General features: G+C 39.8%; 15 protein-coding genes. 9 read left to right on the forward strand and 6 right to left on the reverse strand.

Features of this window, described 5'->3' with window-relative positions:
- Positions 1 to 535 precede the first annotated feature (535 nt).
- From I6F41_RS13485 to I6F41_RS13520, 8 genes are all read left to right on the forward strand, one after another.
- Positions 536 to 1,468 (forward strand): hypothetical protein, encoded by a 933-nt coding sequence (locus tag I6F41_RS13485; protein ID WP_011326766.1) that lies wholly within the window; start codon positions 536 to 538, stop codon positions 1,466 to 1,468.
- A gap of 26 nt (positions 1,469 to 1,494) precedes the next feature.
- Positions 1,495 to 2,394 carry a DUF350 domain-containing protein gene (locus I6F41_RS13490; protein ID WP_011326767.1) on the forward strand — a complete coding sequence of 300 codons (900 nt, stop codon included), beginning with the start codon at positions 1,495 to 1,497 and terminating at the stop codon, positions 2,392 to 2,394.
- 4 nt (positions 2,395 to 2,398) lie between these two features.
- Complete coding sequence (locus I6F41_RS13495) at positions 2,399 to 4,120, forward strand: polyamine aminopropyltransferase (protein WP_011326768.1); 1,722 nt, start codon at positions 2,399 to 2,401, stop codon at positions 4,118 to 4,120.
- Between the two features lie 79 nt (positions 4,121 to 4,199).
- Positions 4,200 to 4,613: a YjfI family protein gene (locus tag I6F41_RS13500; RefSeq protein ID WP_011326769.1), complete on the forward strand. Its 414-nt coding sequence runs from the start codon at positions 4,200 to 4,202 to the stop codon at positions 4,611 to 4,613.
- A 24-nt stretch (positions 4,614 to 4,637) separates the two neighbouring features.
- Complete coding sequence (locus I6F41_RS13505; RefSeq protein ID WP_011326770.1) at positions 4,638 to 5,330, forward strand: PspA/IM30 family protein; 693 nt, start codon at positions 4,638 to 4,640, stop codon at positions 5,328 to 5,330.
- 74 nt (positions 5,331 to 5,404) lie between these two features.
- Positions 5,405 to 6,043: a DUF4178 domain-containing protein gene (locus tag I6F41_RS13510; protein WP_179807273.1), complete on the forward strand. Its 639-nt coding sequence runs from the start codon at positions 5,405 to 5,407 to the stop codon at positions 6,041 to 6,043.
- Positions 6,040 to 6,360 carry a hypothetical protein gene (locus I6F41_RS13515; RefSeq protein ID WP_041454305.1) on the forward strand — a complete coding sequence of 107 codons (321 nt, stop codon included), beginning with the start codon at positions 6,040 to 6,042 and terminating at the stop codon, positions 6,358 to 6,360. Before I6F41_RS13510 ends, I6F41_RS13515 begins: the two co-directional genes overlap by 4 nt.
- A 55-nt stretch (positions 6,361 to 6,415) precedes the next feature.
- Positions 6,416 to 6,601: a hypothetical protein gene (locus tag I6F41_RS13520; protein WP_011326773.1), complete on the forward strand. Its 186-nt coding sequence runs from the start codon at positions 6,416 to 6,418 to the stop codon at positions 6,599 to 6,601.
- 25 nt (positions 6,602 to 6,626) lie between these two features.
- Here I6F41_RS13520 and I6F41_RS13525 read toward each other — a convergent pair whose 3' ends face one another.
- The 3 genes from I6F41_RS13525 to I6F41_RS13535 form a co-directional block, all read right to left on the reverse strand.
- A complete protein-coding gene (locus I6F41_RS13525; protein ID WP_011326774.1) occupies positions 6,627 to 7,031 on the reverse strand; it encodes a hypothetical protein in 405 nt (134 codons plus the stop codon).
- 10 nt (positions 7,032 to 7,041) lie between these two features.
- Entirely contained in the window at positions 7,042 to 7,563 is a 522-nt protein-coding gene (locus tag I6F41_RS13530; RefSeq protein WP_011326775.1) for a hypothetical protein, read from the reverse strand.
- Between the two features lie 113 nt (positions 7,564 to 7,676).
- Positions 7,677 to 9,053: a class II fumarate hydratase gene (locus tag I6F41_RS13535; RefSeq protein ID WP_179807272.1), complete on the reverse strand. Its 1,377-nt coding sequence runs from the start codon at positions 9,051 to 9,053 to the stop codon at positions 7,677 to 7,679.
- Positions 9,054 to 9,344: 291 nt separating this feature from the next.
- Between I6F41_RS13535 and I6F41_RS13540 the strand changes: the two genes are divergently transcribed.
- A complete protein-coding gene (locus I6F41_RS13540; RefSeq protein WP_089367530.1) occupies positions 9,345 to 9,935 on the forward strand; it encodes a DUF938 domain-containing protein in 591 nt (196 codons plus the stop codon).
- On the opposite strand, the gene I6F41_RS13545 is transcribed toward I6F41_RS13540, so the two are convergent.
- Genes I6F41_RS13545 through I6F41_RS13555 form a run of 3 tightly spaced genes read right to left on the reverse strand, consistent with a single transcriptional unit; the run spans position 9,912 to position 15,131 of the window.
- Entirely contained in the window at positions 9,912 to 11,051 is a 1,140-nt protein-coding gene (locus I6F41_RS13545; protein WP_011326778.1) for a GNAT family N-acetyltransferase, read from the reverse strand. The two genes, I6F41_RS13540 and I6F41_RS13545, sit on opposite strands and share 24 nt — an antisense overlap.
- 2 nt (positions 11,052 to 11,053) lie before the next feature.
- The gene (locus tag I6F41_RS13550) at positions 11,054 to 12,424 is read right to left on the reverse strand and encodes an alpha/beta hydrolase (protein WP_182684254.1); all 1,371 of its coding nucleotides are present in this window, start codon (positions 12,422 to 12,424) and stop codon (positions 11,054 to 11,056) included.
- Complete coding sequence (locus tag I6F41_RS13555; protein ID WP_182684255.1) at positions 12,414 to 15,131, reverse strand: ATP-binding protein; 2,718 nt, start codon at positions 15,129 to 15,131, stop codon at positions 12,414 to 12,416. The genes I6F41_RS13550 and I6F41_RS13555 overlap by 11 nt, the downstream gene beginning before the upstream one ends.
- Between the last annotated feature and the right edge of the window lie 11 nt (positions 15,132 to 15,142).

The raw sequence follows: 15,142 nt of genomic DNA on the forward strand, positions 1-15,142 counted from the left end.
CTATGTGAAAGTAGGACATTGCCAGGCTCCAAATTGTAGAAAGCCCGACTAGAAATAGTCGGGCTTTTTTACGTCTGTAGAAAAGTGAAATGTGGGTGAATAATGTACACAAGTCTCCCGCGTAGGTCGGGCGAGCGTAGCGACACCCGACACTCAAATCATAAAAACATCACCACTAGCGAATGAATGTGGTGCATTTGCACTGTGATTTTCCACCGCTGTGGGCACCACGACATTGCCAGGCTCCAAATTGTAGAAAGCCCGACTAGAAATAGTCGGGCTTTTTTACGTCTGCAGAAAAGTGAAGTGTGGGTGAGTAATGTACACAAGTCTCCCAAGTAGGTTGGACGAGCGTAGCGATACCCGACGATAAAGAGCATCAAAAATAGCTCAAGGAGCCTGTAGCCTTTAACAATCGTTGTATTCTCAAGTTAGAAATTCATTTTTAAAATCATTTTGTTGCAACTTCACTGTTGGTTTAATAAGTGACCTGTGTAAAACTACTGAGGTTAATTCAGTAAATCAGGTGACATGAATGTCAAATATAAAAGCGTGGAAACTTCTCAGCCTGTTTTGTTTGTTTGCGGTGCTTATGGGTTGCCAATCTAAAGAAGAGCAACTGCAAAAAACAATTCAAGAATCGATTAAAAAAGCGGAGGTTGAGCTATCACAGCTAGGTACTGCGCTTGATAATGGTAGTTTGCGTAATGCATTATTACTTAAAGAATACGGTGTTCAGCTTAAAAATCAGCAACCAGAACTTTCAAAAGTTGTTGATGTCATTACCCTTGACGCCACTCGTCAAGGTGCACTTTATAGTGGTTTAACACAGCGACTTAAAGATATTAAGGGCACCTACCTTATTCCTCCTTACGAAGATACTTTGCACAGTATTGACTTATTGCGCGAAGCTGCAAAGCCTACGTTATTTTCAGATGCGTTAACCGATCCTATTAATATGCTTGCGGATATGTCTAAAGGTAATTTAGCGCGTATTGGTGCTATTAGTCAGCAAGCTGAAGGCGCTGGAGTTGGTAACCAAATGGTGGGTAATCCTAATTATGGTAACTGGCAATCTAACAGCAATGGTACTAGCTTTTGGCAATGGTACGGTATGTATCGTATTTTAGGGGATGTATTCAATCGTGTTGAATATGGTAGCTGGAGCCGAGGTCGTAAATATAGTTATTACAATGATTACGGCCGCACGCGCTACTCAAGCCCAAAACAAATTAAAGCGCAGAGCACGCTAGAAACACGTACGCGTCAATCATATCAACGCCAAGGTAAGCAGTTTACTAGCCCTTATGCGAGCAAAAAAACGGGGGCGTCAGGCTTAAGCCGAAGTAGCTACACACCACCTAAAAGTCGCAGTAGTTATTCTCGTTCGAGTAGTTATAGCAATAACTCGGGCTCAGTTCGTAACAGCGGTAGTAGAACCTCTCGTGGCGTGAGCCGTGGTAAGTAAAAGAATAAAGTTGGAGTTAGAGTAATATGTATGAATTTAATGGAATAACAATGTGGTCACTACAAGCGCTGGCGATTGATTTTGCAATTATTGTTTTGCTGTTTGTGAGTCTTAAATATATTAAGGGTTGGGTATCTAACCTGCATGCTAATGATGAAATTACTGAGCGTGATAACTTTGCATTTGGTATTAGTTTTGCTGCGGGTTTAGTTGCATTGGCGATTGTGCTTACAGGTGTAAGCAGCGGTGCTTTTGCAGTGTCATTACAGCAAGAAGCTCTGCAAATGTTGGGCTATGGTGCACTGGCTATTTTACTTATTAAGCTTGGGCATTTCTTTCAAGATAAAGTTGCGCTGCGTAAAGTGAGCTTACATAGCGAAATAGTTAAAGGTAACGTGACTGCGGCTGTTATCGACTTTGGCCACGTTGTTAGTGTCGCCATTGTAATTCGCTCGGCATTGCTGTGGGTGGCTACCGACGGTTGGCATGGTTTACCAATTGTGGTTGCTGCTTTTGTTATTGGCAGCCTAGTGCTGTTGTTAGTGAGCCAATATCGCGTACAGCTGTTTAAGCGCACCAATAAAAGTGGTGATTGCTTACAGCAAGCAATTATTGATGGCAACTTAGCCGTGGGTATTCGTTATGCCGGTTTTTTAATTGGCAGCGCATTAGCCATTACCGCAGCAACGGGGATTGCGCCTTATGTAGCCGATAATATTAATGCGAGTTTGTTGTACTGGGCTATAAGTGCAGTAGTGAGTTTACTGGTATTTATTATTTTGCACTTAGTGACAATTAAAATAATTTTATCTGGCTGTGATATTTCAGATGAAGTGAACCGTCAAAAAAATGTGGGTGTAGCCGCTATTTCTGCAGCGTTATCATTTGCGGTAGGTATAACTATGGCAACACTATTAGGCGCATAATCGAGTGTCATCAACTATAAAAAGCCCAAGTAAATTTAGTTTACTTGGGCACGATATTTTACTTATTACCGTTATGGCCGTACTCGCAGGGTGTGGCCTTATTTATGAATACTTACTGTCTCATTATGCGGGGCGGGTACTTGGCTCAGTAGAAAGCGCTATTTATGCGATGATCGGCACTATGATAGTAGCAATGGGCATTGGCGCATTTTTAGCACGTTGGTTTAAAGATGCATTTACCGCCTTTGCTTGGCTAGAAAGTATAATTGCTTTGATTGGTATGGGCTGTATTTTAGCCATTGCCGGCGTTATTGCTGTTAGCTATTCACTGCCGCATATGTTTTCGAGTATTTTTAATTTACCTCCCGACGTAGTACTCAATGGCTATGTATTTCAAAAGCTACAAGAGTGGTCGCGTTTTTTACCCTATGTATTTGGCCTTATACTTGGCTTGTTTATTGGTATGGAAATACCGCTTATTGCGCGTATTCGTCAGCATGTTTATGGCCGTTTTTTAGAAAATAACGCAGGAACAATTTATGGTGCCGACTATATAGGCGCCGGAATTGGCGCGGCTATTTGGGTTAGCATTATGTTGTCTATGCCCATAATGCAAGCAGCCGCGTGGACTGCGCTGTTTAATATAATTGCTGGGCTTGCTTTTTTATGGCGGTATCACACCTATGTACGCTTTGCCAAACTGTTATTAGCGTGTCACCTGTTATTACTAGTATTATTTGCGTTTATATTGGTATTGGGTAGTAGTTGGATGGATAACTTGAGCAATGTTTTATACAAAGACAAGGTTATTTATTCTCAAGCCACTAAATATCAACATGTGGTACTAACCGAGCGGTTAAGTAAAAATCAGCCGCAGCCAATAACCGATTTATACTTAAATGGGCGCTTACAGTTCTCTAGTGTTGATGAGCAAATATATCATTCAATGTTAGTTTACCCGGCTATGTTGGCGTCAAACCGTCATGAGCGGGTACTGATCATTGGCGGTGGCGATGGGCTGGCACTTAGAGATGTTTTAAAGTGGCCGGTGAGCAAAGTAACCCTGATTGACCTTGATGGGCAATTGCTTAATTTGTTTGGCCATAAAGATGCTGAATTTACTTCGCCTGAAGATATTAGCCAGCGGTTGTTAAGCCTTAATAGCAAATCTATGCATGATCCGCGTGCAGATATTATTGTTGGTGATGCCTTTTTAGAAGTTGAAAAGTTGCTCGATCAGGCAAAGCAATTTGATACTATTTTAATTGATTTACCTGACCCTAATCATCCCGATTTAAATAAAATGTATAGTGACTACTTTTATAATCATGTACGCCAATTACTAGCACCAGATGGCGCAATGGCGGTGCAGTCAACTTCGCCTTATCATGCTAAAAAAGCCTTTTTAAGTATTGCTAAAACGGTTAAAGCGGCTGGATTTGAATATGTAGAGCAGTATCAACAAAACATTCCTTCATTTGGACAGTGGGGCTGGACTATAGCTACCAAAATGGGGCAATCGGCTAGTGGGCGAATCAACGATGTAACCGCAATGCCGATACCATCAAGGTGGATCAGTAAAGAATATTTACTGGCTAGTTTTATTTTTCCGAATAATTATTTCGAACATATTAAAGATATTGAAGTCAATAGGTTAGGCTCTGGCCAACTGTACGATTATTACCGTACAGCATGGCAAATAGAAAGCGAATTGTATAAAAACTAATAAAACATGGTTGACATAATATGTCAGTCATGAGAATCTTAACTCAGACATAATATGTCAAACGACAAAAGGCAGAGACATGGAATTAAATGAACTTTCAATAAAATTAGCTTCTTTTGAAACAGAAGGCGCTAACTTTGAGTCTTTCTTGATTGCTAATCCAGGTGAGCAAGATGTATTACAAGTCATTGTTGATGAAAATGATGAGCTTCCAATTTTTGTTACGCAAACACAAGAGCAGTTATTATGCATTAGCTACTTGTTTGACGAAGATGAAGTTAAGCCGGAATTACGTAACGAGTTAAACGAAACATTACTACGTTTAAACGTGCCAATTCCATTAAGTGCATTTGCTAAAATCGATAATAAATACGCGATTTTTGGCGCACTGTCGGTAAATTCATCATTAGATGACATTACCCACGAACTAGTGACATTAGCCGATAATGCTATTGATGCACTAGAAGCCGTGACCATGTATTTAAACGATTAGTAGCGATTTAGTGGAGTTAAGATTATGAGTATTTTAAAAAAATTATTTACAGCAGTACGTGGCGGCGCGCGTGAAGCAGGCGAAGCAATTGTAGATAAAAACGGTATCCGTATTTTTGAGCAAGAAATTGCAGATGCACAAAATGCTTTGCACCGTGCTAAAAAAAGCTTAACAGAAGTTATGGCGAAAGAAATGCAAACTAAGCGTAAAATTAGCGCTGTAGATGCATCTATTGCTGAGCATGAAGCTTATGCTGGGCAAGCGCTGGAAAAAGGCAACGAAGCTTTAGCATTAGAAATTGCAGAAAAAATTGGCGAGTTTGAAGCTGAAAAAGCAGAGAACGAACAAGTATTATCTGGTTTTAGCAATCATATTGTAGCGCTTAAACAGCAAGTTAAGGAAGCTGAAAAGTCGATTAAAGAAAACCAACGCCAGCTAACTATGGTTAAAACCACAGAAAGCGTGCAACAAGCTACTATGGCTGTAAACAGCACATTAAACACTAACAGCTCGTCTATGACATCGGCTCGCCAATCACTTGAGCGTATTAAGCAACGCCAGCAAGACCGTCAAGATCAGTTAGGTGCAGCTAAAGAGCTTGAAGCCGATGTAAACGGCGACGATTTAAAAGCGAAAATGGCAGAAGCCGGAATTGGCGACAGCAGTCCAAAAAGTGCTGATATTTTAGCGCGTATTAAAGCCAAGCAAAATAGCTAATAATTACGTTCATATTTAAAAAGGTAACCAGGCTTTAGCTTAGTTACCTTTTTTGCTTAGAAGGCAGCCTTCCTATGTTTAATTTTTTCAAATCTAAAAAAGAGCCAGAGCGTCAGCTTAATCATGCCAGTGAGCTTAAAAAAGGTGACATGTTTACTGTCATCGATTCATTTGCTTATCCAGCGTGGTTAAAAGGGCAAACTCTTCGCGTTATTGATATACAAACTTACCAGTATCAACACAGTAGTGACACTGAGTTTGTGTTGGAAAGTGACAGCGGCCAAGTGGTATTTTTACAAATAGAGCAAGAAGATGGTGAGCAATGGGCTAACTTTTCTATAAAAGTACAACGTGATGAAGTAGAAGATATATTTGGCCTTGATCAGTTTGCGCGTATTTTTGATGAAGAGTCTTTAACGCATATCACAGTGCAAAATATACCAGAGCGTTTTACGCAGTTTTTAGCTAACAACTATCAGCAAAGCGAATCGCCATTTGTGTGTTATTTTCATAATAAAGACTATCGCAATCAAGCTCTTCCACGTTATGAGCAAGAAGGTGGTGAGCTGTGTGAAATGATTTGTTTAGAGTCTGATGATAAAGGCTTTGGTTTAAATATTGAGATTTGGGATGGTGGCGAAACCGAAGTATCGCTTACCTTAACGCGGCCAATTACCGACATTGTTGACTTGTTTCCAGGAGACGCTAAGTGAGTGATGCTAAAGAAAAGTGGTTACGCCAAGAGCAGGCAGTGCGTGCCACGCAAATGGCATTTGATCTAAGTAGCGAAGTACAAAAGTCGATAAAAAAGCAAGCGATTGATCAAGAGCTAACACCTTCAGATATGATCCGCAAAATACTCGGTTTGGATGTAAAGTCTAAAAAAACCCGACAGCGTCTATCGTTTAATTTAAACGACGATGAAATAGCACAGCTTGCAAGCCGTTTTGATGTGCAAAGTGATGATAAGCGCGTAGTAAAGCAACGCGTTGCAGAACTTTTGATTGCTCATACAAAAAAAATTAAGTAGTTTTATGTTATAGACGCTATGCCCTTAAACTAAAACGATAAAATAACGAGTTGCCGTGAATATAATTTTAATTGCTTACTTACTAATTTTTGCATTATTTGGTACTGCGGCAAGCTACTTTGTGCGTTTTATTTATGCGTATTGGGTGCTTAACAAAATGCCAATGCACTATATTATTAAGGCGGGGATTTGTTTAGTAATGGTGGTAATTATTTCAGCGTTAATCCCATATTTAGGATAACGCTGAAATTAAATTGTTTGCAGCATTATTTTATTTCAAAAGGTTGGCATTGCTGATTAATACATAGTGATTGTACTTCAAGCACTGATGGGCAGTCAGTTAAGCCTTGTGCCTTATTTAGCGTGTTTTCTTGTGCTGTTATTTGCTGTGCAATCTGCTCAGCTTGTTCTTGTTGGGTATTAAGTGTTGAGTACACCGTATACTTACTTGGCCCACCGCACGCACGGGCACCTACTTCAAGCACTTTACATTGAAAGCTAGCTGTACAGCTATTGTTACTAACAATATCGTTAAGTTGACTATTAAGACTCGCTAAACTCGTTCCGTGATCATTGCTTGACGATGTTGTGCTAGCACAGCCGCTCAGTAACAAAATACTAGTAGCAATACTTACAATTGATAGTTTAATTGCTGATGGCAAACAACTCATAACCTTATCCTTAAAATACACTTACTGCTGAGCCTTCAAGTTTAACACATTTATTTTCTACACACTGCGTGCTTGGCGCAGTTAAATGTTGGCAAATACTGACCATTTGATTTTGGGCATTATAGTTACTTTCAAAAGTAGTGATTTTTTTACTTAATGCAGTGACTTGCTCAGTTGTTGCTGTTGTCGTTGAATACACTATATAACTACTTGGGCCGCCACATGCTCGGCTACCTACAGCTTCTACTTGGCACTGCGTACTGCTATCACATTGTTTATTAGCAATGAGCGTATTTAATTCATTTTTAGCTGTTTTAATGTCATCAAGAGTAACTGTTTTCATGGCAGTATTTGATAGTTTTTCGGCTGGGGCATGTAATTCTGCTTTGTTACTTTTTTGCAGTTGTTGTAGTTTTTGCTGCGATGGCGTTGTTGCTTCGCTGGCAGTTGTTTTTTCTGTTTCTGCTACGGGGTTATCTAAACAAGCGGTTAAACACAGTGGTAAAAATATAGCTAGCAATGGTGTACGCATAACAAATCCTGATAGTGGTGAATTATTCACCACTATCATACACTGTGCATTTGTTACGGCAATAAAAACTCTATTATCAAGCAATTAAAGCCGTTATTAATTACTGTGAATATTTACAGCCCGCCTTGGGTTAACTTGCTGGGGTTAAGTAGCTTTTCGAGCTCGCTGCGCGATAAATCAGTTTCTTGCTCGGCAACATCAATAATTGGGCGAGCTTCTTTATATGCTTGTTTCGCTATTTTGGCTGCTTTTTCATAACCGATCACCGGATTTAGCGCGGTTACTAAAATAGGATTTTTAGCCAGTGCCTTATCAATATTTAGCTGATTTACTGTAAAGCTAGCAATGGCTTTATCTCCCAGTGCTTGGGCGCTATTAGCGAGTAACTCTATACTTTGTAGAATATTATAAGCAATTACCGGCAGCATTACATTTAGCTCAAAATTACCTGCTTGGCCGGCAACGGTAATTGTAGCGTCGTTACCAATTACTTGGGCGCTCACCATAGCTGCCGCTTCGGGGATCACTGGGTTTACTTTGCCGGGCATAATAGATGATCCGGGTTGCAGTGCTTCAAGCTCTATTTCACCTAAACCAGCTAATGGACCAGAGTTCATCCAGCGCAAGTCGTTGGCTATTTTCATTTGCGCTACAGCAAGTACTTTTAATTGCCCTGAAAGCGCGACAATGGCATCTTGCGAACCAATATTGTAAAAAAAGTTACTGCTAGGCGTAAATCTAATACCTACGTTGGCACTGAGATTATTAGCAAATAGCGGTGCAAATTGTGGATCGGCATTAATACCTGTTCCTACAGCGGTACCACCTTGCGCTAGTTCGCAAACACGCTCTAGGCTATGCCTTATACCAGCCGCGGCATGGTTAATTTGCGTTTGCCAGGCACTTAGAGTTTGCCCAAAAGTAACCGGCATAGCATCCATTAAATGAGTGCGGCCGGTTTTTACTATAGCGCCAACCTCGGCTTTTTTGTGTTCTAAATGCTGTGATAGTTTTTCTAGTGAAGGGAGTAATTCGTACACCACATTTATTGCGCTGCTCAGGGCAATGGCAGTAGGGATCACATCGTTAGAGCTTTGCCCCATGTTTACATCATCATTAGGATGAATGCTTTCATCGCCTAGCCGGCTTGCTAAAGTGGCAATCACTTCATTGGCATTCATATTTGAGCTAGTACCCGAGCCAGTTTGAAATATATCGACCGGGAAATGCTCATAATGGCTACCATCAATAATTTCTTGGCATGCTTGCTCTATTGCTTTAGCTTTAGTTTTGCTTAGGTGCCCAAGCTCAAAGTTGCTCTGCGCTGCCGCTTGTTTAATGTAAGCAAGGGCGGTTATAAACTGCTTAGGCATAGCTAAACCACTGATGGCAAAATTATTCACAGCGCGCTGAGTTTGCGCTTGATATAGTGCATTAGCAGGGACTTGTAACTCGCCCATGCTATCTGATTCTGTTCTAAACTGAGTCATAATATTCTTCCTTAAAAGGATTAAACCAGCGGCTGAGAATGCTCATTACGCACTCGCTTGGTAATTATTTATTGTAAGTAAACCTTGTACTCTATCTGTAGGCTGGTGTGGTAAATTGCAAGGGTTATTTGATAATAGTTGTCATTACATTTTGAGCTAGGTGTTTCAATGTAAAGTACAGCTATAAAAGTATAGATTAATTAACTGGCTTTAAAGCGTACATTAGCGCACGACAAAATACGCTAAATTTGTTTTACTGTTGCGCATCAGTCTTTAACCTTGAGAGTAAAAATGATCAAGCCATTCTCACAAGCGTGTGAAAATAATAAACAGCCTATTTTAGCGCAGTTAAAATCTGTGTTAGCGAATGCCAAAACGGTGCTCGAAATAGGCTCAGGTACAGGTCAGCACAGCGTGTACTTTGCTCAGCAGTTGCCGCATTTACAATGGTATAGCAGCGACAGAGCGATTAATCATGAAGGTATTAATTTATGGCACCGCGAGGTTAATTTAACCAATTTACATGCTCCCCTTGAACTTGACTTAAACAATGCGTGGCCAATAGATAAAGTGGATGCTATTTACACGGCTAATACTTTTCATATTGTAAGCTGGCAACTTGTAGAGCATTTTTTTGCGGGTGTAAAACAGCATTTAAATGACCAAGGCATAGTATGTATTTACGGGCCATTTAAATATAAAGGCGAGTTTACTAGCCAAAGTAATAACGACTTTAATCGCTTTTTAATAGAGCGCGACCCACTTAGCGGTATTAGAGATTTTGCAGCAGTTGAGCTATTAGCAAAGCAAGCAGGGCTAACGTTAATAAGTGATATAGCCATGCCTGCTAATAATCAGTTACTGATTTTTAAACGGCAGTAATGCGCTGCATTGATCTTTATAAATATTAATATGCTGGCGTTCACGTTTTAAGTAATCGCTAATTGCGTTGCTAAAGTTATTATCAACTATATGGTGAGCTGAGTAGGTTAATACAGGGGCAAAACCGCGTGCTATTTTATGCTCACCTTGTGCCCCTGAATGAAAACAGCTGAGGTTATGCTTTATTGCAAACTCAATCCCTTGGTAATAGCATAGTTCAAAGTGCAGAGAATCTACCTCTTCGCTTGCCCCCCAATACCGCCCATACAGTGTGTCTGCTCCTATTAGACTAAGGGTTGCGGCAATAATAGCGTCCTCTTTTTTGGCTAGCATAATGACTAGCTTGTCGGCCATTAGCGCATGTAAAAGCTTAAAAAAGGGCATATTTAAATAGCCTAAGTGGCCAGAGCGTTTTAAATAAGTACGTTGATAAAATTCGCAAAATAGCTGCATAATTTCAGGCGTAATTTGCATCCCTTGCAGCCATTCAATAGTAATGTTTTGTTGAGTTATTTTGCTGCGTTCTTTTTTTAGTGATTTACGCTTACGTGAATTAAGCGTATTTAAAAAATCGTCAAAGCATGTAAAGCCTTTATTAAACCACTGAAATTGCACACCCACTCTAAGCATAGCGTGTTGCTCAGTGAGGTGTGTGGCTTGGGCTAAGTTGCAAAAATTAACGTGCCAACCAGACCAGCCTTGCTCTTTGCTGTGCAGGTTTAGTAACTCTGTAATGTATTTATACACTAAACTAGGATTGCTGTGCTCTATAGCAATACGGCTACCTTCAATGGGGCAAAATGGCACACCGCATAACCATTTAGGGTAGTACTCTAAGCCATGTTTCTCGTATGCTTCTGCCCAGGCCCAATCAAACACATATTCACCGTAAGAGTGGCTTTTTAAATAGCCAGGTGCCAGCGCAATAATATTTTCGCCCTCAAAAATAGCTAAGTGATAAGGCTGCCAACCACTTTGTTGATTAACACACTGACTTTGCTCTAATGCGTATAAAAAAGCATGTTGGGTAAATGGCTCGTCGCCAAACAAACGTTGCCAATGCGCTCGCTCTATTTGATTAATACTACTAAACCATTGATGCGAAAATGTCGCCATTACTACTTACCTTGTGCGTGTTCTACGTTTTTTATAAAGGTGCTTATTTGTTTTTTAAGCTCAGGAAAAAAGGGGTTATAGGTTAATCGTTGTAAGGTGGGATATTGCTTTAAGTTAGCAGCTGTACGTTCTCCAAGTTGCGGGCTTTTTGTGGTTTTACAGGTTTTATATAACTTTTCGCCGCCAATAAAACTGCCGCAATTACGATAAGAGGCACTAATACCATAATGCGGATTTTGTGGTGAGTTAACAATGGCAATATGCGATATACCATGGATTTTTAGACATGCTTCGCTGGCACACTGCGGATTTAATACTCTGTAATCTGCTGCAAAATTTGGGGGTAAAATAGTGCTGCTACCATAAAGCACTAGGGTATCGAGTTTTTTATAGCGACTTAAATTAGTATTATGTAGTGCATTTAATAATTTAAGGGTGGCATGGCTATCAATTGTCGCGTCAATATCGCTTATTACGCTAAATACAGGCAATGCCAAAGCAGGGCGCTTACTTAAGTGTTTAATGCTAACCAATGACATTGCATCATATGAGGCTGCTGCAGCATTGAGTGGAAACGACTCATACTTAGCAAAATCAACATCGGCGTCTTTATCTATCCAATTTAAAAATGGGATTAAATCAAGCCACTTGGCTATCCAACCTTGTTTATTATGCGGCTCGGAGCCCGGTGAAAATAACATAAGCGCCGTTATTTTTGATGAAAGCGCTTGCGTGATTGCATAGTCTATAAGTAGTGCGGCCCCCGTAGAGTAGCCCCCTAAAATAACCTCATCAAAGTCTTGTGTTGTGCGCTCTATAGCGTAACGCACAGCTTGTTGCCATTGCTGTAGGTCTACATCTTGTAACGCACTAGCAGCACTGCCGTGGCCGGGTAACAAAATAGTGCGTACGGTATAACCTTGCTGATAATACACTTGGGCTAAATCGTGATAGGTAAAAGGAGAGTCGGTAAGGCCGTGCACGAGTAATACCGCTTTTTTACTTTGTGAATGTTTTAACTCAAAAGGAGCAATAATGTCGGCAATAGTGGGGTTAGGCTTACGACTGCCTTGAGTAACTAGTTGCTGATACGTTTGAGTAAATACAGGGCATGGCATAGCAGCGCGAGGATTAGCTACACTAATATACTGATACGCATGATTGAGGTAGCTATTAAATGGGGCACCCGCTTGGTAATCAAAATACGCTTGGTGGTGATCCTTTGTATAGCGTAATAGGCCTTGCTGTTTACTCTTTTTAATAAATTCAAAATCGCTTGCCTGCGTAATACAATTTTCAGCGACAGCTAAGTGAGGCAAAAAGCTAAGCATACAAGTTAAAAATATTTTTAAAAACACACTATTATTGTTCATAAACCACTGCATATTGAGCAAGACACTCGGTTAGCTTAATTAGTTCAAGCGGTTTTGCAAGGTGTTGATTAAAACCAACCGCCTGAGCGTGTGCTTTGTCTTCGGGCATAACGTCGGCAGTTAAGGCAACAATTGGCAGTTCCTCAGCCGTTTTAAATTGCCTGATCAGTGCCGTTGCTCTATAGCCATCCATTACTGGCATTTGGCAATCCATAAGCACTAGGTCAAAATGCTGTTTTTTTATAATATTAACTGCAAGTTCACCATTTTCAACAACCTGTGGCACAATTTTTAGTGAGCCAAGCATGGCTTTTATAACCATTTGATTAACCGGGTTATCTTCGGCCACTAAAATTTTTAAAGCGGCTATATTAGTATTATCTGTAGGTTTTATAAGGGGTTCTTGCGCTTTAACCGTCTCTATTTCTAATGTAAATGTAAAAGTAGAGCCTTTATCAAGCTCGCTATGTAGCGCTATATTTGCATTCATTAATACACTAAGCTCTTTGGCTATGGCTAACCCAAGGCCGGTGCCACCAAACTGCCGAGAAGTAGAGTTATCGGCTTGAGTAAATGCACTAAATAACTTTTCATGTTGAGTTGCTTTTATACCTATTCCGGTATCAATAACGGCAATTGTTAGCTGTGCTTTATTGGGCGCAATAAGTTGCGTATCTACATTTAAAGTAACACTGCCAGCGTTAGTAAATTTAATAGCGTTACTGCATAAATTAAGCATTATTTGCTCTAATCGCATTGGATCGCCAACAAACCAAGTGTCTTTAGGGATGTTGCTATTTATTTTCCACACAATTGCTTTGCTTGCAGCACTTTGTTCAAACATAGTATTAATGCGCTGAATAAGTGCGGTTAAATCAAATGGAATACGTTCAAGCACTAGCCGTTTTGATTCAATTTTAGATATATCGAGAATATCGTTTATCAAATTTAATAAGCTTTTAGATGACGAATTTATTTTATCTAAATAATCAATTAGGGTATTGGCGTCGTCTTCTTTACGGGCAAGCGAAGAAAAGCCAATAACAGCATTTAGTGGCGTGCGTATTTCATGGCTCATATTAGCTAAAAATTGACTCTTAGCCCGGTTAGCCAAATCAGATTGCTTTTTTGCTTGTGCTAACGAATAAGTACGCTCTGCTACTTGGCGAGTAAGTGCAATTTGCTGCTGATTAAACAGTAGTAAAATCAATAAAATTAATGAGCATACAACTACTTGAAGTATCAGCAGCAGTAAGGTGAGTTGATTATTATGTTGAGCTAAAAAGGCATCTTTAAGTGCCAGTTTTACGATCCATTGTTGCCCGCCAAAATCGACATTAAACGATATTAGCTTACTGCCTTGTGCAACATTAAGATTGTTTGAGTTACTGTAAAATGCGGGTTTGTTTATATCTTCATAAATAGCAATCGAAAACATTTTAGACTGCTGCTCAGTAATGGCCTGCTTAATAATTTGAGGGACTAAAAATACGCCTGTGGCATAGCCTTTAATAGTTTCTTTTTCATTGGATTGAGAATATACAGGCGCAAATAATAAGTAAGCAGCATCAGAGTGCTCAGTTTGTACGAGTTGAATTATTTTAGTTCCCACTGGCTGATACTTTATTGCGGGGTTGAGTAAGGATGCTTTGCGATCTGGGTTTGAATATACATTAAACCCAATTGCTTTTTGGTTGCTATTAAACGGTGCTATATATTTTACAATAACGAGTGGATCGTTTGGCTCTAAAGGTTCACCAATAACATCATAATTTAAGTTATAAATGCTTGAAATTTCTTTAGAGAATGCTTGGCGTTGATGAGATGGGATTTTTACATTCCATGATAAAGCTTTTATAAATGAGTGCTTAGCAAGTAGGGTGTTGGCATATTGATTAAAGTCTTGCTGGCTTAATGTTGGCGATGACTGAACTTGGCTAGCTAAACTTTGCACTGCAATAATGCTGCGATTAGTATAGCGGTACAGGCTGTTTTCTATCACTTGCACTTCGCGCTCAGCAATTTTTATCGCATTAATACGGCTTTCACTATCGTATAATTGTGTGGTGGCCGCTACTGATACAAATAAAATGCAACATACCGAAAGTGTCGGTAGCACCGAAATATTATAGTTATCAGACTTCTCTGGTAATAACGAAAGTAAAAATGGAGTGGCAATTAACACCCCTAAAATATCACCTAACCACCAGTAAGTTGTGTTTTTCCAGTGATTATCTGCACTGTACATTGCATTAAATTGGCTTAGTGCAAACACGCCAAAATTAGCCGAAATTAAACTGACTAAAACACCTACAACTACAATAAAATAAATAATGTTTTGGCGCTTTTTAAGGCGCAGAGGGTGGCCTAACCAAAACTTTAATATTGCGGCCCCAACCATGGCCTGCAATACCACCCCAAAGGCAATATACATAGCCTCGTTTAATGAATTTCCTACCAATACCATTTCATGAGTTGTATTAGCAAAAAAATTTAAATTAAATGCGAGAGCCGCTAAAAATAGCGCAGGAATAAATCGCCACCACCACACAAAGCAGCCAACTAAGGCTATACCAGCAGGTAACCAAACCGGAATAATTTGCGAGTTAAAGGTTAGCTTGGTAAGTATTACTCCTACAAAAAAATAGGCTAAAGAAAAAATAATGTAAAAAACACTAGAGTAATACTTGGAGTTAAAATTTTTCACATAAATCCCTG

This window comes from Pseudoalteromonas sp. SCQQ13 (genome assembly GCF_015864415.1).
GTDB lineage: Bacteria > Pseudomonadota > Gammaproteobacteria > Enterobacterales > Alteromonadaceae > Pseudoalteromonas > Pseudoalteromonas nigrifaciens.